General features: G+C 62.1%; 17 protein-coding genes. All 17 read right to left on the bottom strand.

The features are described from left to right. Positions 1–55: 55 nt before the first annotated feature. Positions 56–982, bottom strand: coding sequence for a ketoacyl-ACP synthase III (locus M5B99_RS01385; RefSeq protein WP_248802286.1), 927 nt, complete (start codon positions 980–982; stop codon positions 56–58). Between the two features lie 229 nt (positions 983–1,211). Beyond that, positions 1,212–2,264 (bottom strand): pseudaminic acid synthase, encoded by a 1,053-nt coding sequence (gene pseI, locus M5B99_RS01380; protein WP_248802285.1) that lies wholly within the window; start codon positions 2,262–2,264, stop codon positions 1,212–1,214. Further along, a complete protein-coding gene (gene pseG / locus M5B99_RS01375; protein WP_248802284.1) occupies positions 2,257–3,762 on the bottom strand; it encodes a UDP-2,4-diacetamido-2,4,6-trideoxy-beta-L-altropyranose hydrolase in 1,506 nt (501 codons plus the stop codon). Before pseG ends, pseI begins: the two co-directional genes overlap by 8 nt. Then, complete coding sequence (pseF, locus tag M5B99_RS01370; RefSeq protein ID WP_248802283.1) at positions 3,759–4,469, bottom strand: pseudaminic acid cytidylyltransferase; 711 nt, start codon at positions 4,467–4,469, stop codon at positions 3,759–3,761. The genes pseG and pseF overlap by 4 nt, the downstream gene beginning before the upstream one ends. Continuing rightward, a complete protein-coding gene (locus tag M5B99_RS01365; RefSeq protein WP_248802282.1) occupies positions 4,466–5,086 on the bottom strand; it encodes a pseudaminic acid biosynthesis-associated methylase in 621 nt (206 codons plus the stop codon). Before M5B99_RS01365 ends, pseF begins: the two co-directional genes overlap by 4 nt. A gap of 34 nt (positions 5,087–5,120) precedes the next feature. Next, positions 5,121–6,290 carry a UDP-4-amino-4,6-dideoxy-N-acetyl-beta-L-altrosamine transaminase gene (pseC, locus tag M5B99_RS01360; RefSeq protein WP_248802281.1) on the bottom strand — a complete coding sequence of 390 codons (1,170 nt, stop codon included), beginning with the start codon at positions 6,288–6,290 and terminating at the stop codon, positions 5,121–5,123. After that, positions 6,287–7,288: a UDP-N-acetylglucosamine 4,6-dehydratase (inverting) gene (pseB, locus tag M5B99_RS01355; RefSeq protein WP_248802280.1), complete on the bottom strand. Its 1,002-nt coding sequence runs from the start codon at positions 7,286–7,288 to the stop codon at positions 6,287–6,289. The genes pseC and pseB overlap by 4 nt, the downstream gene beginning before the upstream one ends. A 29-nt stretch (positions 7,289–7,317) precedes the next feature. Next, complete coding sequence (locus M5B99_RS01350) at positions 7,318–10,242, bottom strand: TIGR00180 family glycosyltransferase (protein ID WP_248802279.1); 2,925 nt, start codon at positions 10,240–10,242, stop codon at positions 7,318–7,320. 54 nt (positions 10,243–10,296) lie between these two features. After that, positions 10,297–11,025: a cephalosporin hydroxylase family protein gene (locus M5B99_RS01345; protein WP_248802278.1), complete on the bottom strand. Its 729-nt coding sequence runs from the start codon at positions 11,023–11,025 to the stop codon at positions 10,297–10,299. Between the two features lie 25 nt (positions 11,026–11,050). After that, positions 11,051–11,716, bottom strand: coding sequence for an acetyltransferase (locus M5B99_RS01340; RefSeq protein ID WP_248802277.1), 666 nt, complete (start codon positions 11,714–11,716; stop codon positions 11,051–11,053). Then, positions 11,713–12,834, bottom strand: coding sequence for a DegT/DnrJ/EryC1/StrS family aminotransferase (locus M5B99_RS01335; protein WP_248802276.1), 1,122 nt, complete (start codon positions 12,832–12,834; stop codon positions 11,713–11,715). The genes M5B99_RS01340 and M5B99_RS01335 overlap by 4 nt, the downstream gene beginning before the upstream one ends. Continuing rightward, positions 12,831–14,057 (bottom strand): class I SAM-dependent methyltransferase, encoded by a 1,227-nt coding sequence (locus M5B99_RS01330; RefSeq protein ID WP_248802275.1) that lies wholly within the window; start codon positions 14,055–14,057, stop codon positions 12,831–12,833. The genes M5B99_RS01335 and M5B99_RS01330 overlap by 4 nt, the downstream gene beginning before the upstream one ends. Beyond that, a complete protein-coding gene (locus M5B99_RS01325; protein WP_248802274.1) occupies positions 14,054–14,614 on the bottom strand; it encodes a dTDP-4-dehydrorhamnose 3,5-epimerase family protein in 561 nt (186 codons plus the stop codon). The genes M5B99_RS01330 and M5B99_RS01325 overlap by 4 nt, the downstream gene beginning before the upstream one ends. Further along, positions 14,611–15,693 (bottom strand): CDP-glucose 4,6-dehydratase, encoded by a 1,083-nt coding sequence (gene rfbG, locus M5B99_RS01320; protein ID WP_248802273.1) that lies wholly within the window; start codon positions 15,691–15,693, stop codon positions 14,611–14,613. The genes M5B99_RS01325 and rfbG overlap by 4 nt, the downstream gene beginning before the upstream one ends. Beyond that, the gene (rfbF, locus tag M5B99_RS01315; RefSeq protein ID WP_248802272.1) at positions 15,675–16,448 is read right to left on the bottom strand and encodes a glucose-1-phosphate cytidylyltransferase; all 774 of its coding nucleotides are present in this window, start codon (positions 16,446–16,448) and stop codon (positions 15,675–15,677) included. The genes rfbG and rfbF overlap by 19 nt, the downstream gene beginning before the upstream one ends. Positions 16,449–16,699: 251 nt before the next feature. Further along, positions 16,700–20,293, bottom strand: a complete 3,594-nt coding sequence (locus M5B99_RS01310) for a glycosyltransferase (protein ID WP_248802271.1) — start codon at positions 20,291–20,293, stop codon at positions 16,700–16,702. A gap of 112 nt (positions 20,294–20,405) precedes the next feature. Next, positions 20,406–21,971 carry a flagellar hook-associated protein 3 gene (locus tag M5B99_RS01305; protein WP_248802270.1) on the bottom strand — a complete coding sequence of 522 codons (1,566 nt, stop codon included), beginning with the start codon at positions 21,969–21,971 and terminating at the stop codon, positions 20,406–20,408. Between the last annotated feature and the right edge of the window lie 7 nt (positions 21,972–21,978).

Genomic DNA, 21,978 nt, shown 5'->3' with positions numbered 1-21,978 from the left:
AAAAAATGGCGCTCAAGGTTATCTCACCTGGAGCGCCATTTTGCGACCTTTGCCATCAAGGCCGATGAATAATCGCCGAGCCCCACGACAAGCCCACGCCGAAGCCACTGAGGGCTACGCGCTTCCAGGTCGAGTCTAGGACATGTTTTTCCAGCAACAGTGGAATACTCGACGACACCGTGTTGCCGGTCTCGACCATGTCCTTGATGAACTTCTCCGGCTCGCCTTCGAAGCGCCGCGCCACGGCATCGACAATCGCCGCGCTGCCCTGGTGAATGCAGAATGCATCGATATCGTCCGCGTGCAGGCCGGACTCTTCCAGCAACTCGTGCAGGTGCGCCGGAACCTTGAGCAGGGCGAAGTTGAAGACCTGGCGACCGTTCATGAAAAACACGCCATTGCTGACTTTCAAGTGCGGCGCGCCGGCCCCGTCGGTACCGAACTTGGCCTTGCCCAACTGCCAGGGCGCGTTTTCGCCCATCCAGGTGGCGGTCGCCGCATCACCGAAGAGCATCGTGGTGTTGCGATCTTCCGGGTCGACGATCTTCGAATACGGATCGGCGGTCACCAGCAGGCCGTTCTTCAGGCCGGCGGCTTCCATGAAGCCCTTGATCGCATAAATGCCATAGACATAACCGGAGCACCCCAGGGAAATATCGAACGCGGCCACGCTGGTGGGCAGGCCGAGTTTGTCCTGGACGATGGCGGCGGTATGCGGCAGGCCCTCCTCATCGCCGTTCTGGGTGACCACGATCAACGCGTCGATGGATTCGCGCTTGAGCTCGGGATTACGGGCGAACAGCGCGTTCACCGCTTCGACGCACAGGTCCGAGGTTTCTTGCCCAGCGTCTTTGCGCGGCAGGAAGGCCGAGCCGATCTTGCCGAGGATGAAAGCTTCATCCTTCTCGAATTTTGCACCTTGTGCGTAATTGTCCACGCCGGCTACAGGCACGTAGCTCGCAATGCTTTTTATGCCAATCATTACGGCTTCCCAATAATAAACAGCTGAAAACCCTCGTTCACCAGGACCGAGGGCTGCCGACAAACAGAGATTTGACGCCATCCACCAGGGAACGGCTGCCAGAAGTACAAAGGGCTACCACCAGACCGGTTACGAGCCAGGCGCCATCTTCCAGCGCAATACAATACAGTGAAGATGCGCGTTATGACTCGCAGGTCACGCTATTTTGCCGAATCGGCCGCACAAAGGGTTATTCGACCAACGACCACGCCAGCGGCGTGCCGCGCTTGAGGGCCTGCCGGGCGCTGCGCCCGAGCACGGCGTCGAGATGTCTGGGCGCCAATCCCAGGCCGGGGCGAATCGCCCGCAGATTGTCGGCGCTGAAGGTCTCCCCCGCCGCCATGTCCCGGGTCACATACAGCGAGCGGCGATACACCAGGGACTTGCGCTCGGCCTCGGTGACGCCGTAGTGCACCTGGCCCAGGGCTTGCCAGGCGCGCTCGGTCTCGAGCACCAGGCTGGCCAGCTCGGCGGGTTCCAGGGAAAAGCTTGAGTCCACACCGCCAGCGGCCCGGTCCAGGGTGAAATGCTTTTCCACCACCGTCGCCCCCAGTGCCACCGCCGCCACCGCCACCCCCACGCCCATGGAGTGATCGGACAAACCGACCTGGCAGCCGAACAATTCGCGCAGATGAGGAATGGTCCGCACATGGCTGTTGGCCGGACTGGCCGGATAGGTACTGGTGCATTTGAGCAGTATCAGGTCCTGGCAACCGGCGGCCCGGGCGGCGCGCACGCTCTCATCGAGCTCGGCGACACTGGCCATGCCGGTGGACATGATCAGCGGCTTGCCGGTCGCGGCCACGCGGCGGATCAACGGCAGGTCGGTATTTTCAAAACTGGCGATCTTGTAGGCCGGTACGTCGAGGCTTTCGAGAAAGTCCACCGCCGTTTCATCGAAGGGCGTGGAAAACGCCAGCATGCCCAGCTCCCGGGCGCGGGCGAAGATCGGCGCATGCCACTCCCAGGGCGTATGGGCCTTTTCATACAGGGCATAGAGCGACGAGCCGGCCCACAGGCTGGTCGGGTCCTGGATGAAGAACTCGCCTTCGTCCAGGTCCAGGGTCATGGTCTCGGCGGTATAGGTCTGCAGCTTGAGCGCATGGGCGCCGGCCTTGGCCGCGGCCTCGACAATTTGCAGCGCCAGCTCGAGCGACTGGTTATGGTTGCCGCTCATCTCGGCAATGATGAACGGTGGCGCGTCCGCGCCGATCAGCCGCTGGCCGATCTTGAAACTAGTCATGGTGCTGATCCTTTACCACACGCTCGAAACGGCAGATCGACTGGACATAGCCGCCGTGACGAAACAATTCGAGGGAAGCCGGGTTGTCCGGCAGTACCTGGGCGTCGATCACCGTCACCTGCGGCCAGTGCGCGCATACGGCGGCTTCGCCACGGGCCAGCAGCGCCCGGCCCCAGCCGAGGCCGGCGCGGTCTTGCAACAGATACAGCGAGACTTCGGCGCGACTGCCGGCCAGATCATAGCGCAGCACGCCCACCGGGCCATCACTGGCCTCGGCGATCAACAGCAGGCGCCCCGGATTGAGCAGGCTCGCGGCCAACCAGGCCTGGTGCGCCGCCCAACCGATAGGCTCGGGACTCAACGAGACGCGCCGCACCGACTCGGCATTGCGCCCGTCGAACAACAGCCGCGAATCCTCCGCCGTGGCCGGACGCAGGGCCAGGCTGGCACCGGCCAAGGCCACGGCGAAGCGCCGCGCGCCCAGCCCGTCCACCAGACGCCGCGATTGTTCGGCCAGGCTACGCCGTAAACTGACGTTGCCCAGGACAAAACCGATGGCCTGGCGCAGGCTGTCGACACTCACCTCGTCGCTGCTACCCAGATAGACATGTACCCCGGCCGCCGCCAGTCGCTCGGCATTCGCCCGCTGATTTTCCGCCACCGCAATGCACAAGGTCGGCAGGCCAAGGACCGCACGTTCCCAGCTGGTACCGCCACCGGCCCCGATGAACAGGTCGGCCCGGGCCATCAGCGCGGCGAAATCGCTGACAAAGGTCTGCACCCGCCACCGCGCACGCCCAGCCGCCATGGCCTCGATCGACGCCAGCATCGGGTTGGCGGTGCCGGCGATAAAGTCCACTTCCAACTCGCTGAAATCCGCCAGGGCAAGCATGGCTTTCCAGGTTTCACCGGCCGCGTCCAGGCCACCAAAATTCACCAGCACCCGACGGGCTTGCGTGATAATGGGCAGCGGACCTTGGCAGAACTCGTCACGAATCAGCGCGTAACGCGGACCGAAGAGCTCACGGCAGGGCTGCAAGCAACGATTGGCATACTCGGGATCGCCGGCAGTGAAATTCTGATCGAAAAGGATATCCACGGCATGCCGGCGATTATTCAGGTCGTCGATGGCCGCAATGTGCCGCGCCCACTGGCGAGCGGCGGTTTGCCAGGCGTGATCGAGGCCATAGTGATCGACGACAATCCAGTCGAACCTCGGCTCGGCGCCCAGGCAGGTACCCAGCGCGACGATATCCGCCTGCCATGGCAAGGGCGCCTCGATGCCCACGCCGGGCTCCTCGCCCGCGTATTCGGCAGGCAGCGCCAGGGCGCGAAAGCCCTGCTCGGCGATGCGCGCCAGCGAATGCCCGGGCAAGGCCCGACAGGCAAACAACACCTCGGCGCCGCCACTGCGCAACACCTGGGCGAGGGTCAGGCAACGCGCCACATGCCCGCTGCCAATGGCCGGCGAGGCATCCGCACGGATCAGCACTCTCATGCTTGCAGCTCTCCACTGGCCAGCAAGGCACTGTAAAGATACTCGGCGCGCCGCCAATCCTCTTCGGTGTCGATGTCCTCGACCAGATAGCGTGGCAGGATGACCGGCAGGCTTTTTTCCGAATACAGCACGTCGCCCCTGAGCCAGGCTTCGCCGCGCCCCCAGTAGAACTGCCCGGCGTCCTGAAAGGCCGCGGGCAGGTCCTGCGAACGGGTCAGGCGATATTCGGGGTACAGCGCTGTCAACGCGCCCGTCTCATCGAGCGTCAGCGCACGCTGCACAGGGAAACCGAACTCGCAGACCGAAAACGCAAAGGACTTGTCGGGATGCTCCAGCAGCAGGTCACGCCCCTGGTGCAGAAAGCGCTTCTGCAGCAAGGGTGCCGTGGCATAGATGCAGCAGGCCAATGCAAAGTCATCGTCGGCCTGGCGCAGGGCCGCCACGGCATGCGCCATCACCGCCGCCGTGCCGGTGAAGTCATCGGCCAGCGCCGCCGGACGCATAAAGGGAACCTCTGCGCCCCGGGCCAGGGCCAGGGTGGCGATCTCCTCGTCATCGGTACTGACGAGCACGCGCTCGAACAAGCCCGAATCGAGCGCCAGGCGAATCGAGCGGGCAATCATCGGCTCGCCATGGAACAGCTTGAGATTCTTGCGCGCAATGCGCTTGCTGCCACCGCGCGCCGGAATGATTGCAATCGCATTCAAGGGCGTTTTTCCAACAGGAACCAGTTGATATCATCGGTCGGGAACTGCGGATCGCGGTGATAACTGAAGCCGTAGTCCAGCAGTTGCAGATCCGGGTAACGCTCGAGCATTTCCCCGGCGAAGTCGCGCTTGAACAACTTGCCGCTGTTACCACGATAGGACACTTCCACCGGCACCGGATTGTAGTACTCGGCAATCAGGATATAGCGTCCGCTCAGCGCATACAGCTGCTCATAGGCTGTTGCCAGCAGTTCGGGCGCCAGATGGATCAGCACGCCCTTGCTCAGGGTCAGGTCGAAAGTACGCTCGCGCGGGTAATCGAACAACGAGCCGTGCCAGATTTCAGCGATGCCCAACTCGCGTGCCTGCTCGCAGGCCTTGGCGTTGATCTCCACGCCCTGCAGGGCACATTCAGGCAGGAGCTGACGCAGGGCCTGCAGGTTGTTGCCGGTGTTGGTACCCAGCTCCAGCAGGCTGGCGAGCCGACCGGTGCGCGCCAGGGCCTTGGCGAACAGCGCCAGGTTGGCGGCGATCAGCGCCTGCCCCTGGTTGCGGCCCACGTATTGATCGCCGAACTCGCCACGCCAGAACACTTCCTGTTCGCTGAACTCACGCATCTCGGGTGTTTATCCTAGGGCCATTGGGCGTCGTTTAACCGACAAGGTTTCGTAACTGTTCAACCACATAGTCCTGCTGCGCCTCAGTGAGCAGCGGGAACAACGGCAGGCTGACGGCTTCGCCGAAGTAACGCTCGGCTTCGGGGAAGTCGCCGTCCTTGAAGCCCTGCTCGCGGTAGTAGGGTTGCAGGTGCACGGGAATGTAATGCAGGTTCACGCCGATACCGGCGGCGCGCAGGGCGTCGAAAACGTCGCGCTGGCTGACCTTCATCTGTTCAAGCTGCAAGCGCACCACGTACAGGTGCCAGGCGGATTCGGCACCGGCCTGGGCCACTGGCAGTTGCAGCGGCAGGTCAGCCAGCAAACGCTCATAGCGGGCAGCCAGTTCACGGCGACGGGCGACAAAGCTGTCGAGCCGGGCCGTTTGCGACAGGCCCAGCGCGGCGTGCAGGTCGGTCATCCGGTAATTGAAACCCAGCTCCAGTTGCTGGTAGTACCACAGCCCCTGCGCGGGGACGTTCATCTGCGCCGGATCGGCGGTAATCCCGTGGCTGCGCAGACGGCGCAAGCGCTCGGCCAGTTCAGGACGGTTGGTCAGGACCATGCCGCCTTCGGCCGAGGTGATGATCTTCACCGGATGGAAACTGAAAATGGTCATCGCGGCAAAGGCACCACAACCCACCGGTCGTCCGAGGTAGGACGCGCCGACCGCATGGGACGCATCCTCGATCAGCGTGAAGCCATAGCGCTCGGACAATCCGGCGATGGTGCGCATATCGCAGCTCTGGCCGGCGAAGGCTACGGCCACCACGACCTTGGGCAGGCACCCGGCCGCCTCGGCGACCTCGAGTTTCTGCGCCAGCAGGCCGGCATCGAGGTTCAAGGTCAGCGGATCGATGTCGACGAAGTCCACCTCGGCGCCACAGTAGCGGCCGCAGTTGGCCGAGGCGACAAAGGTATTCGGGCTGGTCCACAAACGGTCCCCCGGCCCCAGGCCCGCGGCCAGGCAGGCAATATGCAAGGCCGCCGTGGCATTGCACACGGCCACGGCAAAATCGGCCTGGCAATGTTCGGCCAGCGCCGCCTCGAAGCGCGGGATGGTCGGCCCCTGGGTCAACCAGGGCGACTTGAGCACCGCGACCACGGCATCGATATCGTCCTGTTCGATGCTCTGGCAACCATAAGGAATCTGATAAGGCGTCATACCGGTAGCCCGGCATGCAGATCGGCAATCTGCATCACGTCGAGAAAGTCGGGGTTGGTATCGGAACGGTATTCGAAGTCCTCGCCCACCGCCCTGCCGCGTTCGCCCAGGCCGTCCACGGCGAAATCGACATCGAGGCTGGTGAAACGGATCGATGGCTGGATGGTGTAGTGGTCGGCGAACTCCAGGGTCATGCGCGCATCGTCCAACGGTACCATCAACTCATGCAGCTTCTCGCCCGGACGAATGCCCACCGGTTTGTGCGGCAGGTGCGCGGCCATGCCGGACGCCAGGTCGACAATGCGGATCGACGGGATCTTCGGTACGAACACTTCACCGCCGTGCATACGGGCGAAGCTGTCGAGCACGAACTGCACCCCATGGTCGAGGGTGATCCAGAAGCGGGTCATGCGCTCGTCGGTGATTGGCAGTTCCCGAGCCCCCTCGGCGATCAGTTTGCTGAAGAACGGCACCACCGACCCCCGTGAGCCGGCCACGTTGCCGTAGCGCACCACGGCAAAGCGGGTGGCCTGTTCGCCGGCGATGTTGTTGGCGGCGACGAACAGCTTGTCCGACAGCAGTTTGGTGGCCCCGTAGAGGTTGATCGGGCTGGCCGCCTTGTCGGTGGACAGGGCGACGACCTTCTGCACGCCATTGTCGATGGCCGCGGCAATGATGTTTTCCGCACCATTGACGTTGGTACGAATGCACTCGGTGGGGTTGTACTCGGCCGCCGGCACCTGTTTCAGGGCCGCGGCATGCACGACAAAATCGATACCGCGCATGGCCAGGCGCAAGCGCTCGGCATCCCGGACATCACCGAGAAAATAGCGCATGCACGGCGCGTTGAAGGTCTGCTGCATCTCGTACTGCTTGAGCTCGTCGCGCGAGAACACCACCACCCGCCGCGGCTGGTACTGTTCCAGCAGACGACGGATGAAGTTGCGACCGAACGAGCCGGTACCGCCTGAGATGAAAATCGATTTGCCGTTGAACATACCGTGAGTCCCTTTAGCTGTCTGCAGGCTTAAACGAGCAACTGCACCCACCCCACAGGGCTGGCACTGCCCATGCTGAAGCCCTTGCCTGTCAACGACAGGTGAGGGTTATAAGCGCAATCCTGCTGGAAGTTCGCCGCCCACTTCTCGCGCAGGGCGACCAGGGCCTCCGGCGCCTCGGGCAGCAGGCCCGGGTGGAACACCTGTACCTGCGGCGTCCACGATACCAGACCGCCGACCTGGCCGATCTTGAGGCACAGATCGACATCGGCGAAGGCTTCGGCGAAGTCGTCTTCATCCAGACCACCGACCGCCTCGAAGAACGCCTTGCGCACCATCAGGCACACCGCCGAGACTGCCGAATAATTCTGCTCCACCGCCAGCCGCTGCATATAACCCTTGGCATCCGTCTTCTCGCCGACAAAAGGCGAACCGACACCGCCGTTCAAGCCGAGAATCAGCCCGGCCTGGGAAATCTTCGTATCACGGCTGTAGAGCTTGGCACCGACCACACCGACTTCCGGGCGCAGGGCCTGGTTGAGCAGCGACTCGATCCAGTTGGGGTTGACCACTTCGCTGTCTTGCGCAAGCAGCACCAGGTACTCGCCCAGCGCCTGGCGTGCCGCCGCGTTGCAGAACGCCGAGGCGCTCGACCAATCGGATTGCAACACACTGACTTTGCCGGCTTGGGGCTGTGCCTGGAGCCAGCCGGCGAGGGCTTCGCTATAGCTCGGGTGATCGGCCACCAGCACTTCGTACTTCAGGTAGCGGGTTTTTTGCAGGACCGCGCTCAGGCAGCGCTCCAGCTCGTCGAAGTCCGCCTGACCGTGAAGGATGATCGACACCAGCGGACGCTCGGTATGCCGATAGTCGACAACGTAGCTCCCGGGATTCTGGGAAGTAACCTGAGCCTTGTAGCCCCGCGTGCCCAGATGGCGTAGCAATGCCAGGCGTTCATGGGCGTTCTCTTCGAGCACCGGTACGCTGGAGATCAGCAACGGTTCGTCCAGGTGGGCCAGTCCGGCCATGCCGCCCTGCTCGATCAAGCGCAGCAACAGATCGAACTCCAGGGCTTTGCTGAAGTCGGCCTTGTAGCCGCCAACCTCCAGCAAGACTTCACGGCGAATCAACCAATGCCTGGCCATCAGGGCCGGTACGCTTTGCAGCAAATCGAGGTTGAAGCCCGGACGGAACACATCGGACAGGGCGCCATTGGCGTCGCGCTGAAGCTCATCGGTGGCCACCGCGCGGCAGCCCTCGGCCCCGCGCAGCTCAAGGCCGGCGCGCAACAGGCCACTGGCGGTGAACTCATCACCCGCCTCGGCCAGCAGCAACCACTCGCAGGGCAATTGGCGGATCGTCTGGTTCAACTTGTCGACCAGGTTGCCCGGGGTCACCCGGATAAAGTGCAAGGTGTTCTGCAGGGTGGTCGCCGCCTGCGGCTCGCCCGTGGTGAAGACGACAATGCGGAACGCCTTGCTGTGCCCTTCCAGCAGGCTGTCGAGGGTAACCTGCACCTTGCCGATGTCGTTGTTCAGGTCCAGTACCAGCAGGCCGAAGACCGGACCGCTGCCCTGCGCGACCTGGTAAGCATCAATCGCCTCAAGCTCGCCGGCGGACGGCTCGCGAACCCGCAGCCAGTCGAGCAGGCGTCCCGAGAGCATCGCCTCGAAGGTCGAGCGATTGTCTTCGGTGGAAACGGCGTCCAGGCGCTCGGCCCAGGCGAACATATCCCGTGCCTCGTCCTCTTCGCCGAGAATCTCCAGTTGCCGGGCCAGGCGCTTGACCACCCGGCGATTGAACAGGTTGCACTCCTGGGCCTGCCACAGGCGGTCCGCCACGCTTTCCGGGGTGTCGTTGTTGTGCGCGCGCATCAGGGCGTCTTGACGGGTCCACACGCCCTCCAGCCCCTGCAACTGCACACGACCGGCCGGCATCGCATGGAGCAGGAATTCGAACTGGGTCAACTGATCGAAAAACACCTGATTATAGTAAGGCATTTCCATGTACTGCTTGGGGCCGAAGCGTCGCTCCGGCGGACTATCAAGCCGTACCCAAGTGGAGTCGAACAGCATTTCAACCGTCAAGGCGCGTCCGGTACGCAAGCTGGTGGCCATCGCCTCGAAACTCTCCAGGGCGAAGACTTTTCTCTGTTCTTGATCGAGCCCTTCAATCTGGCTGGGTTGCGCCGCCAGGAACTCAGCAAAGGCTTCCCGTTCAGCCACGGACTTTGCATCCGTATAGGTCAGCGAGTGAAACACCTCGGTCTTGTGCTCTGACTCCCCGTAGTTTATCTCGCGGACCACATAAGGAATCGGGAGGATCCGCGCCTTGGCTTTAGCCAACATGTAGTAGGCATGACCGATCTCCTGCCACTGGAAAATCGTGCCTTCGGGCATGACCGAATACCAGCCGCGCAGCAAGGCAGTCCGGTGGACGGCATAGAACGGAGGAATGTATTGATGCATGAAGTCAATGATGCGCTCCTGTGCATTCTCGGAGGCATAGTCCTCGCAGACCTTCTTGTCACGACGGTAATAGCTCACGCTATTGGCCAGCGTCAGGTACATCAGGCAATAGCCGTGGCACATACCGTAATCTGGGTTCGACCGCAGAAATGCCACGGAATCGGCCAGTGCGTCGTGCACGATAAAATCGTCATCCGCAGCAAACACCATATAAGGTGTACTGACCTGCTCCACGCCATAAGCGAGCTTCGTCTGAATCCCCCAGTAACCGTACTGTGGCAGATGCCGATACTCAACGCTCGAATAAACACCAGCGATACCTTCGGTCACCTGGGTCGAGGAGTCCAATACCAATATCCTGCAAGGCAGGGTGCTGTAGAACTTCACCGCCCGGCGCGCAAAAGCGGGACGGTTATGGGTGATCAGCACCAACGTCAACAACTCGCTCAACGGTAATCCGTGTTCTGAACCGTACTTGCCTTGCATAAACCTTCCCCATGACCGGCGAATCGCCCGATGAACTCATATTGATGGTGTTGCTTAACGAACCCGACGCAAATAACCGTCCGGTGCGACTGTAATCAGCAGCTTGCTGTGGACTCGGGCATCGATTTCGAAATCACGGTTTTCCTCCAGATAAGCCCATACAGCAGTTTTCGGATTGTCGCCCTTGCCCCACGGACGATCCGGGAACGCATCGGCCGGCATGTCTTCAACCACGGTGTCCATCACCACACAGTAGCTGCCGACCGACGTCAGGGGCGCATAAGCGCGCAATTCTTCAAGCACATGTTCATGGGTGTGATTGGAATCGAGAACCACCAGTACTTTTTTGCCGGCGACCCGCGCGCGCACCTGCTCGACGACGGCAGGGTCAATACTCGACCCCTGGATCATGCTGATCCGATGCGCCATCGAGTGAGTCTCGATCGCTTCACGATTGTGCTGGCGAATATCGATATCGATCCCCAGCACTTCACCCTGCCCGATCAGTTCCAACATCGAGGCGTAGAACACCAACGAGCCACCGTGAGCGATACCAGTCTCGACAATCACATCTGGACGCAAAGCCCAGATGATTTCCTGCATTGCGACCATATCCTGGGGAAACTGAATGATCGGCCTGCCCATCCAACTGAAGTTGTAAGTGTATTTATGCTTGGCGGTAACGCCGACCCAGTCCAGCGACTCGGCCTGAAGCTGCTTGTCCTGCTGCAGACCGTCGATATTCTGGCGGACCTCTTCGCGAAACTGCTCATGTGGATTCATGCAAACGCTCCGATACGGGGTTTTGTTAGTTGAAGACACGGCCGTCCGCATAGGGAACCGCCTGAGTCTTGATAATCTTGGCCGGATTGCCCACGACCACGGCGTAATCGGGAACATCCCGGGTAACCACGGCGCCGGCACCTACCGTCGCCCAACGACCGATGCGCAGACGCGGCAGGATCGTCGCGTTGGTGCCGATGAACGCACCGTCGCCCACCTCGACACACCCGGCGATAGCCACACCCGGGGCCATGAACACTGAATGACCGATACGCCCCTCGTGCCCAACAAGACTGCCGTAGCTGATGCTGCTGTTATCGCCCAGAGAAACCTCGGCCTGAAGGATCACGCCTTCCTGGAGATAATTGCCCACCCCCATTCGGGTCATGGTCAGATCGATCCCCGGGTGCAGAAAATTGCACAAGGCACCACCGGCTTCAATGAGCTGGCGGGTGGTCTCATAACGGATGCGGGTATCACGTGTAATGAGGTTCACGAAGCGGGTGTCAGGGCCTTTCAAATCCGCCACGCGCTCCACGCCACCGATCACTGGCACACCATGAAACAACGTGCCATGCTTGGCCGGATCATTGTCGAGAAAGGCAAATTCGACAATCGGATTGGCGCGCTGCACCGCACGGATCATACGTACCGCCTCGGGGTTGGCCGCGCCCAGCAGGTAGAGATTCACAACAGGTTCCTTTGTCGGCAGACACCACGAATGACATCGATGACCCGCTGCTGATCGGCATCCGACATATCGTGGTAACTCGGCAGATTGATGGCCCGCTCCGACAGCGAAAAGGCGATCGGGGTAACCACCGGTTTGTCGCAAAACATTGGCAACGAGGACAGGGGCCAGAAAAACACCCGGGCATCGATATCGGCTGCCTGGAACGATTCAATCAGGATCTCTCGGGTCACCCCGGTCCCGACGTCGAAAACCACAGTGGGCATCCAGTAACCATTGCGCGAATGCTCCGGCTGCGGGTTCATCGACAACATCGGAATATCCAGCAACCCCGAAGCGTAGCGGTCGAAAATCGCTCGTTTGCGAGCGATCAGTTCTTCGAGTCGTTCGACCTGGGCACAACCGATCGCCGCCTGCAGATTACTCATCTTGTATTTGAAGCCAATGAAGTCCGGCCAGAACTGGCGCTTGCTGCCACTGACACGACCATGATTGGAAAGGGTGAGCACTCGCTCGTACAACGCCCGGTCTGAGGTCACAAAAATCCCACCCTCACCGGTCGTCATGGTCTTGGTGCCATGAAATGAAAAGGCGCCAAAGGTCCCGAGAGAGCCGGCAGCCTTGCCGTGCCACTGGGAACCGATAGCTTCAGCAGCATCTTCAATGACCGGAATCCCGTACTCGCGCCCGATTTCCAGGAGCGCATCCAGGTCACAGAGATTGCCGTACAGGTGGACAGCCAGGATGGCCTTGGTCCGAGGGCTGATGGCTTGCCTGACCCACTCCGGATCCAGGCACCAACTGTCTGGCAAGACATCGACAAATACCGGCGTGGCACCCAGATACTCAATCGGTGCCGCCGACGCGATCCAGTTGGTGTTGGCTAAAATGACCTCGTCACCCGGACCGATGCCCAGCGCCGCCATGCCAAGGTGCAAGGCACCGGTACAGCTGGAGGTGGCAATGGCATGGGTCGCCCCCAGATGCTCGGCGAATGACTTCTCGAAACGCGTGATGTATTCATAGCATCGGTCGCCCCAGCCATGTCGTACGGCATCCAATACATAGCTGGCTTCCAGTTCGCCCACGCTGGGCTTGGTGTAGTGAATTCGGCTCATATGAAACTCAACTCCGGAATGGCAACCACAAACTGTCCGCCCCAGGTGCGAACAAACGCGTATTGCTCAGTGATCTCGTCCACCAAATTCCATGGCAGCATCAGGACGTAATCCGGCTTTTCAGCCTCGATACGCTCAGGTGAGACCACGGGAATGCGACTGCCCGGGAGGAACTTGCCCTGCTTGTGCGGGTTGGCATCGGCGACCCAGGCCAGCAGGTCCGGCCGGACCCCTGCATAGTTGAGCAAGGTGTTGCCCTTGGCCGCCGCGCCATAACCCACCACGCGCTTGCCTTCGGCCTTGGCCTGCAACAGGAAACGCAACAGGTCGTGCTTGATGCGCTCGGCCGCTGGCGCCAGGGTGGCGTAGAACGCCGGGGTTTTCACGCCGGCGGCCAGTTCGGCGGCCAGCACCTGGCGGACGACCGCCTGCACCACACGACGCGAGCCGTCGACGCGCTGCACGAAGACCCGCAGCGAACCGCCATGGGTCGGCAAACCGCCGACGTCGAAGATTTCCAGGCCATTGCGCTCACACAGGGCCTGCACGGCAGTCAGCGACAGGTAGGAGTAATGCTCGTGATACAAGGTATCGAACTGTTTCCCGGCGATCAGCGCGAGCAGGTGCGGGAACTCGAAAGTGGCCACTCCCGTGGGTTTGAGCAGCGTTGCAAAACCCTGGAGAAAGTCATTGATGTCCGGCACATGGGCCAGCACGTTGTTGGCCGCCATCAGGTCGGCGGCCCAGCCTTCCTCGCGCAACTGCAACGCGGTATCGCGACCGAAGAACAGCTCGCGGATCTCCAGGCCCTTGTCCCGCGCCGCCTGGGCGGTGCTGCGGGTCGGCTCGACGCCCAGGCAACGGATACCGCGCCCGGCGACATATTGCAGCAGGTAGCCATCGTTGGCGGCCACTTCCACCACGCAGCTGTCCGCGTCCAGCTCGAAGCGCTCGACCATCTCGGACACATAACGCTCGGCATGCTCCAGCCAGGTACTGGAAAACGAACTGAAGTAGGCGTAGTCGGCGTCGAACAGCGTATCGGCGCGGGTGTAGTCCTCGGTCTGCACCAGCCAGCAGCTCTGGCACACCGCGACTTTCAACGGCAGCCAGGACTCGGCCTGCTCCAACTGGTCGGCTCGCAGGTAAGCATTGGACGGCGGCGAGGTCCCCAGATCGATCAACGGCAAAACCAGCGGGGTGCCGCAACCTCGGCAGTTCATAAACGCACTCCAGGGAAAGACGCATCGACCGGGGGATGACGGGTGTCCCTGGCCGACAGATTTTTGACAGCCTCGGGCCAGGCAATGGCCAGGCGCGGGTCGAGCACCGACAGGCCGCCCTCGGCGTCCGGCGTATAGTCGGCGCTGTGCAGGTATAGCAGCTCCGCATCGTCGCTGAGGCTCTGGAAACCATGGGCGAAGCCGGCGGGAATCAACAGGCTGCGACCGTCGCCGGCACGCAGGTGCTCAGCGTGCCAGTGCAGGAAGGTCGCCGAGTCCGGACGCAGGTCCACCGCGACATCCCAGACTTCACCGCGCAGGCAGGTGATCAGCTTGGCTTCAGGGGCCTGGGCATTCTGATAATGCAGGCCACGCACACTGCCGCGCTCACGGGTGCAAGAGTGATTGATCTGGCGGATGTGAAACGGCTCGCCGAACGCACTCAGGCTGCCTTCGCAAAACAGCCGGGAGAAATGCCCGCGCTGATCGGCATGATGCTTGTGCTGTACGCTGAACAGCCCCTTGAGGGGCAAGGCATGAATCAGGAATTCACTCAAAGCTCACCCCGGTACAGATTCAACTGCGCCAGAGTCACGCTGCGCATGTCCTCGGCGTTTTTCCAGGCCAGGTGCCAATCGAGGGTGTGTTCCAGGCATTGCTGCAACGACCAGCGCGGCTGCCAGCCGAGCAACTGCCGAGCCCGGCTGCTGTCCAGCCGCAACAAGCCGGCCTCGTGCAGTTCGCTGGGTTCGACCCGCAGGCCCGGTGCCTGTGGCCAGCGTCCGGCAAGCCGGGCGACGACGTCACCGACACTGCACGTATCGTCCGCGCCGGGACCGAAGTTCCACGCCCCGGCCGCTTCCGGCCCGCGCTCATACAGCGCGGCAGCCAGTTGCAGATAACCGGCCAGGGGCTCCAGCGCGTGCTGCCAGGGCCGTACCGCCTGTGGATAACGCAGCGTGACCGGTTCATTCGCCGACCAGGCCTTGAGCACATCGGGAATCAAGCGTTCCGCTGAGAAGTCGCCGCCGCCCAGGACATTGCCGGCCCGCGCGGTCGCTACCGCCAGGCCATGGGCCTCATAGCGTTCCCGGGGGAAAAAGGATGCCACGTAGGACTGCGCAAGCAGCTCGCAACAAGCCTTGCTGCTGCTGTAGGGATCGTGGCCGCCGAGGGCTTCGTTTTCACGATAGGGCCAGGCCCATTCCTGGTTCGCGTAGACCTTGTCGGTGGTGATCAGCACACACGCGCGCACCCCACCGACCTGGCGAATCGCTTCCAGCAGATTGAGGGTGCCCATGACATTGCTCGAATAGGTGCCGAGCGGATCGCGATAGGCTTCGCGCACCAGCGGCTGGGCCGCCAGGTGCAGGACGATTTCCGGCTCCGTCTCGGCGATCAGCTCAAGCAAGGCGCCGAGGTCGCGCAGGTCACCGCGTTGGTCGTTGAGCCCCTCGCCAACCCGGGCCAGTTCGAACAGACTGGGCTCTGTGCTGGGATCGAGGGCGAAGCCGCTGACCTGCGCTCCCAGGCTCTCGAGCCACAGCGCCAGCCAACTGCCCTTGAAACCGGTATGGCCGGTCAGCAGGACCCGCTTGCCGCTCCAGAATGCCGGGCTCAGTCCCACTGCTTCCATGGGGCCTCCCCGCTCTGCCAGAGTTGCTCCAGGTGATTCTTGTCCCGCAGGGTGTCCATCGGATGCCAGAAACCGTCGTGCTGGAAGGCGTTTAACTGCCCTCGGGCCGCCAACCCCATCAACGGCTCAGCCTCCCAAACGGTGGTATCGTCGTTGATCAGCGGCAGCACCTTGGGCGACAGGACAAAAAAACCACCGTTGATCCAGCCACCGTCGCCACGGGGTTTCTCGATAAAACCACGGACCATGTCGCCGTCGCGCTCCAGCGCGCCGTAGCGACCGGGCGGCTGCACGGCGGTGACGGTCGCCAGCTTGCCGCTGGAAAGGTGGAAATCCACCAGGGCGCCGATGTTCAGGTCGGAGACGCCATCGCCGTAGGTGAAGCAAAACGCCTCTTCGTTTTCCAGGTAACACCCGGCACGGCGCAGGCGGCCGCCGGTCATGGTGTCTTCGCCGGTGTCGATCAGGGTCACGCGCCACGGCTCGCTGTAGTTCTGGTGAACATCCATGCGATTGTTGCTCATATCGAAGGTGACGTCGGAGGTATGCAGGAAGTAGTTGGCGAAGAAGTCCTTGATGGCGTAGCCCTTGTACCCCAGGCAGATCACGAAGTCGTGGATGCCGTGGGCCGAGTACTGCTTCATGATGTGCCAGAGAATTGGCTTGCCGCCGATCTCGATCATCGGCTTGGGCTTGAGGTGCGATTCCTCGCTGATCCGCGTGCCCAGGCCACCCGCCAGAATAACTGCCTTCATCAACGTCCCCTCTTGTTCGACACAGCGCCTGCTGAGGCGCCGTGGGACTTCCCAGACTGCCGGGTCAAATCGCGCCAGCGGCACACGGCCCATGGGCCGCGCCGCCAAATGCACGATTTATGGCGATATGCAGGGGGACTTGCAGGAAACGCGCCAGCTCTACCGGCCGGTTCGTTGAGCGCCATAGCGCAAAACCCGCAGGCGCTGGCTTGCCAGTTCCCACAGGTTCGCTTGACGCCGGAGAAGGAAGATCAATCGGCCAGCCAGCCGTTCTCCCAGTAACGCAGGTTGTCGCCACGCAGCATATAGTCGCGCAGGACGATCTCCCGCAACTCGTCGCCCATGCGATAGCTGGCATCGGGATCGGACAGGTGCATGCGGATTGCCTGCAGCCACTCGTCGGTGGAGTTGCTCTTGACCTTGGTGCACGGCAGGTAGCCGGCATAGGCCTTGGTATCGGTGCAGATCACCGGGTAGCCGCAGGCGCCGTACTCCAGCAGCCGCAGGTTGCTCTTGCAGTCATTGAAGATGTGAAACTCCAGCGGCGCCAGGGCCAGGTCCAGGTTCAGGCTCGCCAGCTTCGCCGGGTATACCTCCAGCCCGATCACCCCATGGAACTCATGCATGTAGGGCCGCAGCTCCTCCGGGCACATGCCGAAAAAGACCCAATCGACCTCCGTCGCCAACTCGCGCACGACATCGGCAATCACCGCCAGGTCGCCGGAGTGACTGGTGCCGCCGCCCCAACCGACACGGGGCTTTTTCGAGGTCCGGCGCTGTCCCTTCAAGCCCGTCCACAGGTGGGTCGCGAGCATATTCGGAACCACGCGAATATCGCTGTGCATGGATGACAGGGCCTCGGCCAGCGGCTCGGTCGACACCACGACCCGGTCACACAGACCGATGCCACGACGAACCAGCGCCTCCATTTCGTCACGGGTCGGCATATTGCGAACATGGGCGTTTTTCTTGGTCGGTTGGATCACATAGTCATCCAGCTCGTAGATGCGCCGGGCGTTCGAGTAGGTCTTCAGCGGCACGCATTCATTGATCGGCCCTTCGGTATAACGCCCCTGCAACACGATAACGTCAGGAGACTGACGCTCCACCTCGATAATCGACGGCATTTCATACATGACCCGGCCAACCGCCCGTCCCGCGGCCTGCAGTTCGATCAGTGGTTGCGTCACCCGGTAATGGCCGATGGCCGAGGCATTGACCGGAAGCGCCAGGACCTTCGGCAGGCTGCGGACTGAGAACGGGCTCCATCCGGAAAGCAGACCCGGCTCGAGGCTGAAACTGCCGCTGCCCAGAGCACGCAGGCCCAGGTTGGGGTTGTAGGCCGGATCCCGAGCGATCACGGGCAGCCAGCGCAGGTAGAACGCCTCCTGCTCACGCTCACGCAAGGCTTGCTGGTCCGCTTCGAGAACAACGCTTGGACGCGCGCCCAGGGCCAGTTGTGCATGGGGGGTCCAGACCACCAGGTAACCGCTGCGCCCGATCTTCAGACACAAATCGACTTCACTGAGCGTCTGCACGAACTGTGCTTCATCCAGCCCCTGCACGCTGTCGAACACGCTCTTGCGCACCATCAGACAATCGGCACCGACCGCACTCAGATCATGAGCAACCTGCAAACGATGCATATAACCCGCGGACTGCAGGGATTCACCGTAAAAAGGCAGACCCGCCGGCCCATGCAAGCCAAGCACCAGACCGGCATGTACCACGCGCCCGTCCGCATTGAACAGCTTGGGCCCCACCACGCCGACTTCCGGGCGCTGCGCATGGTTCAGCATCTCGTCGAGCCAGACACCGTCAGTCACCACCAGATAGGGGCTGAACAGCAACAGATAGTCGCCCCTGGCTTGCCCGGCAGCAGCGTTGATAACAGCCGCCTGGTCCTGCTGCGCAAAACTCAATACGCGCAAACGATCGCTGCCCATGCTCGCCATGGCGCTCAGCCAGGCCAGCGCTTCGGGACTCTCACTGCCGTTGTCCACCAGCAGCAACTCGTATTCGCGGTAAGCGGTTTTTTCCAACAGGCTTTCGACACAACGCTGCAGCGCCGCCAACTGGTCCTTGCAGACGATAATGATCGAGACCAGCGGTCGCTCGGCGTGCAGATAATCCACACGGTTGAACAGCGCCTGTCCCCTGTCGCGCAACTCATGGGCCACGCCGAGACGCCCCAGATGCGCCTCGACCAACAGTGCGTTCAGTTCGAGCAGCTCGGGCAGTGACATCCATTGGGAAAGTGACAGCACGGATTCCACCAGCACCTCGGCGATATGCCCGACCGCCTGGGTACCGACTTGCTCGACCAGCCGCCAGAGCAGGTCGTGAGGCGCCAACTCGCCATGTCGCGAGTCGAAGCCGCCGAGCGCCAGGAAAGGCTCGCGCTTGAAGGCCAGTACACGCCCCACATACGGATAGCTGCGCATCAGATCCAGGTTGAAGTCGGATTTGAAAACCGGCTCCGCTGGTTCACCGTCGCGCAAACAGCTCTCGTCACTATAGAAACAGCCTTCCTCTCCGGCATGCACAATGCGATCAGCCAGCACCAACAGCGCGGGCTCCACCAGGCGATCCCCGGCACGCAACAGATAAAACCAGTCAGCCCCATCAACCTGGGCCAACAACTCATTGAGCTGCTGCTGCCAGTCCTCTTGCAAAGGCACGGTAAACACCCGGTCCAACAGCACGGCTTCGCTACAGGCGTCAGACAGCACCAGTGTCAACTCGGCCGGATAGAGCTGCCCGGCCAGACTCTGCAGGGTACTGTCCAGGCCGGCGAGACTGCCTTCCCGATCGATCACCACCGCCACGATCTTCGGCTGCCATGCCCACTCGAGCAGTGCATCGGGCAGCAGTTTGCGCTCGGACTCCGTCAGGGTCCGACACCCCAACCACTGCGCATACATTTCGGAAAAACTTTCGCTGGTAACGCCGACGCGCCAGATCTCGGTGGTCTGCTTGGTGCCCAGGGTCCTGAGCAACGCCAGTTCACCCCAGACCCGTGGCGACTCATGGGCACGGGTCAGCGGCAACAAGCGGACCCAGCCATGGGCCGGGGCCGACTCGCCACTGCGCGCCTTGAGCATCTGCACCAGCCATTCACGCTCGGAGAGCACCGCCTCGCGCATCGCCTGCTGCCGACTGGGTCGCTCCGGGTAACGCCGCTCGACACTCAGGACGTGGTTCAGCATCACCATATTGCCGCGGCGTAACAGGCAGATATAAAGCGCGAACTCCAGCGAAGCAACGAAACAATGCCCCGGCTGGGTCAAGGCAGGCAACCATTCCAGCGCATCCGCGCGGCGCAACAGCGCATTGCTGAAACCGCCCAGGATATTGACCGGAAAGGTCTCGAAAATCGCCAGCAGGTCTTCACCCTTGAAGACCGAGCAAGTGGGCGCCAAGGTAGCGTTCTCAAGACGAATCGGCAGTTGCAGATCGTCGGCGTCCCAGAACATGCGTTGCGCCAGCACCAGATTGACGTCGGCCTGCTCGACCAGGACCTGCGCCTGGCGTTCGATACAGGCACCAAACAACTGGTCGTCATCATGGAGAAACTTGATGAATTCGCCCTGGGCCAGCTCAAGACCCGCGAGCACATTAGCCACATGCCCGAGCTTGCGCGCGTTACGCACATAACGTACCGCCCGCCCCGCCTCCTCGCTCATGACCTCGACCAGACGGCCGACTTCGTCATCCTGGCTGTCATCGCAAACGATGATTTCGAGATTGCCGTAGCTCTGGCCCAAGGCGCTGTGCAGAGCCTTGGCAAAAAAGCGTGGATTGACGGCGGGAATGACGAGACTGACGAGTGGGGCTGGATTCACGGCGGGGCTCGCAAGCGGCGCGACTCCCCCGATCGGACGAGCCACTGGAACCGCTGAAAAAGGCGGTTGGTAGAGGCGCAAGAGCCACGATGGCTCCCGCGTCCGGGTCAAATCAGATCTTGTTGAACAGGCCCAGTTGGCTGATTTTGCTGAACGCCAACTGCGCCGCCTGCAACATGGTCTGCTGCAGGGTCAGCTGGGTCATGACCGCCGCCGGGTCGGCGTCGCGAATCGCCCCCTGGCTGGTGGTGTTGGCCATGACCAGGCTCTGGTTGGTGGCGTCCTGGGCATCCAGGGCCTGGCCGCGGGTACCGATGGCGGTGACCGCACTGCCCGCCTGGTCCATGGCGCTGGTGACGTTGCTGACCCCGGTGCTCATGGACGCCAGCAGCTTTTGCTGGGCAACCGGATTGCCATCGGCCGGCGTGTTCAACGTACCAATCATCTGGTTCAAGGTATCGAGGATGTTTTGGGTCTGGTGATTGTTCGGCTGGACCACAAACTGATCACCGGCCGCCGGCGTACCGCCAAAGGTCAGACTGACCCCCGCCGCCGTTGCCGTCGATCCGGCCATGGTGCCCGAGGACACCGGCCGGCTGCTGGCCGTGACCGGCGCCGCGTAGAGGTCGTAGGCCGTGGCGCTGGTGAACTTGAGGATCGCCCCACCGGTGGGGAAGGTGCTGTCGTAGGCGGCCTGGTTGGTGGTCGTCGCCCCGGTCACCACCGCGGTCGACGGGTTGCCGGCGCTGCGCGAGGTGTTGAAGGTATCCGGCTGCGCCGCCAGGGTGAAGCTATGCCCGGCAATCACGGTGTCCGGCACATCGCCAGTCTTGAGGTTGAGGTTCAACCCCAGGTCCACGCCACGGAAGGTGACCGTCTGGTTCGCCCCGTTGCTGTTGCTGATCACACCGTTCTGGCTGGCTTCGGAAGTGACGTCGTTGCCGCCGGCATCGGTGATCTTGATCTGGGTACTGCTGAGGAAGCTGACGGTATACGGCTGACCGCCAGCGAACTTGGCGTCGTAGGTCGCGCTATTGCTGATCTGGCCGTTGGACAGGGTCACGCGGCCGTCGTCCACGGCCGGCGAGGTCATGGTGACCTGGGTACGGGAAGTGTTGATGGACTGCTGGAACGCGTCCCAGCCGGTCACATTGCTGGCCACCGAACTATTGTCACCAATGGCCAGGTTCAACTGCGACTGATCACCGTTGTAACTATAGGTGCCGTCGGAGTTGGCGGTATAGGGCGCGGTGCTGGTCTTCGAACCGGCGAACAGGTAGTTGCCGTTGGCATCCTGGCTGTTCATCAGCCCGAGGACCGTTTGCTGGATTTGTCCCAACTGCTGGGCATAGGCCTTGCGATCGGCATCGGTGTTAGTACCGCTGATGGCCGACAGGCCGATTTCGCGGGCCGATTGCATGGCGTTCTGAATCGCGGTCAAGGCCGTTTCCGACTGGCTGTACGAGCCTTTGAGCGAACTGATATTGCTCGCGTACTGGGTCAACGAAGCGCTTTGCTGGCCCAGTTGCAACAGCCGGGCAGCCCCTACCGGGTCATCCGCGGCAGTATTGACCTTGACCAGGCTGCTGGCCTCGGCACTGGTCTTGAGCGTGTCGTTGTAGCCGCGTTGGTAGTTGGCAGCCGTGGTTTCGTAATACTGGGCGGTGGAAATGCGCATGAATCAC

The sequence above is a fragment of the Pseudomonas sp. MWU13-2100 genome, from assembly GCF_023242365.1.
In the GTDB taxonomy this organism is placed as follows: Bacteria; Pseudomonadota; Gammaproteobacteria; order Pseudomonadales; family Pseudomonadaceae; genus Aquipseudomonas.
Note: the sequence above shows the minus strand (reverse complement) of the source record. Positions and strands in the feature narration are given on the sequence as shown.

Bases quoted from the DNA above. Each gene is read 5' to 3' on its own strand.
- M5B99_RS01385 (WP_248802286.1), bottom strand. From the start codon at position 982: ATGATTGGCATAAAAAGCATTGCGAGCTACGTGCCTGTAGCCGGCGTG.
- pseI (WP_248802285.1), bottom strand. From the start codon at position 2,264: ATGACTAGTTTCAAGATCGGCCAGCGGCTGATCGGCGCGGACGCGCCA.
- pseG (WP_248802284.1), bottom strand. From the start codon at position 3,762: ATGAGAGTGCTGATCCGTGCGGATGCCTCGCCGGCCATTGGCAGCGGG.
- M5B99_RS01365 (WP_248802282.1), bottom strand. From the start codon at position 5,086: ATGCGTGAGTTCAGCGAACAGGAAGTGTTCTGGCGTGGCGAGTTCGGC.
- pseC (WP_248802281.1), bottom strand. From the start codon at position 6,290: ATGACGCCTTATCAGATTCCTTATGGTTGCCAGAGCATCGAACAGGAC.
- pseB (WP_248802280.1), bottom strand. From the start codon at position 7,288: ATGTTCAACGGCAAATCGATTTTCATCTCAGGCGGTACCGGCTCGTTC.
- M5B99_RS01350 (WP_248802279.1), bottom strand. From the start codon at position 10,242: ATGCAAGGCAAGTACGGTTCAGAACACGGATTACCGTTGAGCGAGTTG.
- M5B99_RS01345 (WP_248802278.1), bottom strand. From the start codon at position 11,025: ATGAATCCACATGAGCAGTTTCGCGAAGAGGTCCGCCAGAATATCGAC.
- M5B99_RS01335 (WP_248802276.1), bottom strand. From the start codon at position 12,834: ATGAGCCGAATTCACTACACCAAGCCCAGCGTGGGCGAACTGGAAGCC.
- M5B99_RS01330 (WP_248802275.1), bottom strand. From the start codon at position 14,057: ATGAACTGCCGAGGTTGCGGCACCCCGCTGGTTTTGCCGTTGATCGAT.
- rfbG (WP_248802273.1), bottom strand. From the start codon at position 15,693: ATGGAAGCAGTGGGACTGAGCCCGGCATTCTGGAGCGGCAAGCGGGTC.
- rfbF (WP_248802272.1), bottom strand. From the start codon at position 16,448: ATGAAGGCAGTTATTCTGGCGGGTGGCCTGGGCACGCGGATCAGCGAG.
- M5B99_RS01305 (WP_248802270.1), bottom strand. From the start codon at position 21,971: ATGCGCATTTCCACCGCCCAGTATTACGAAACCACGGCTGCCAACTAC.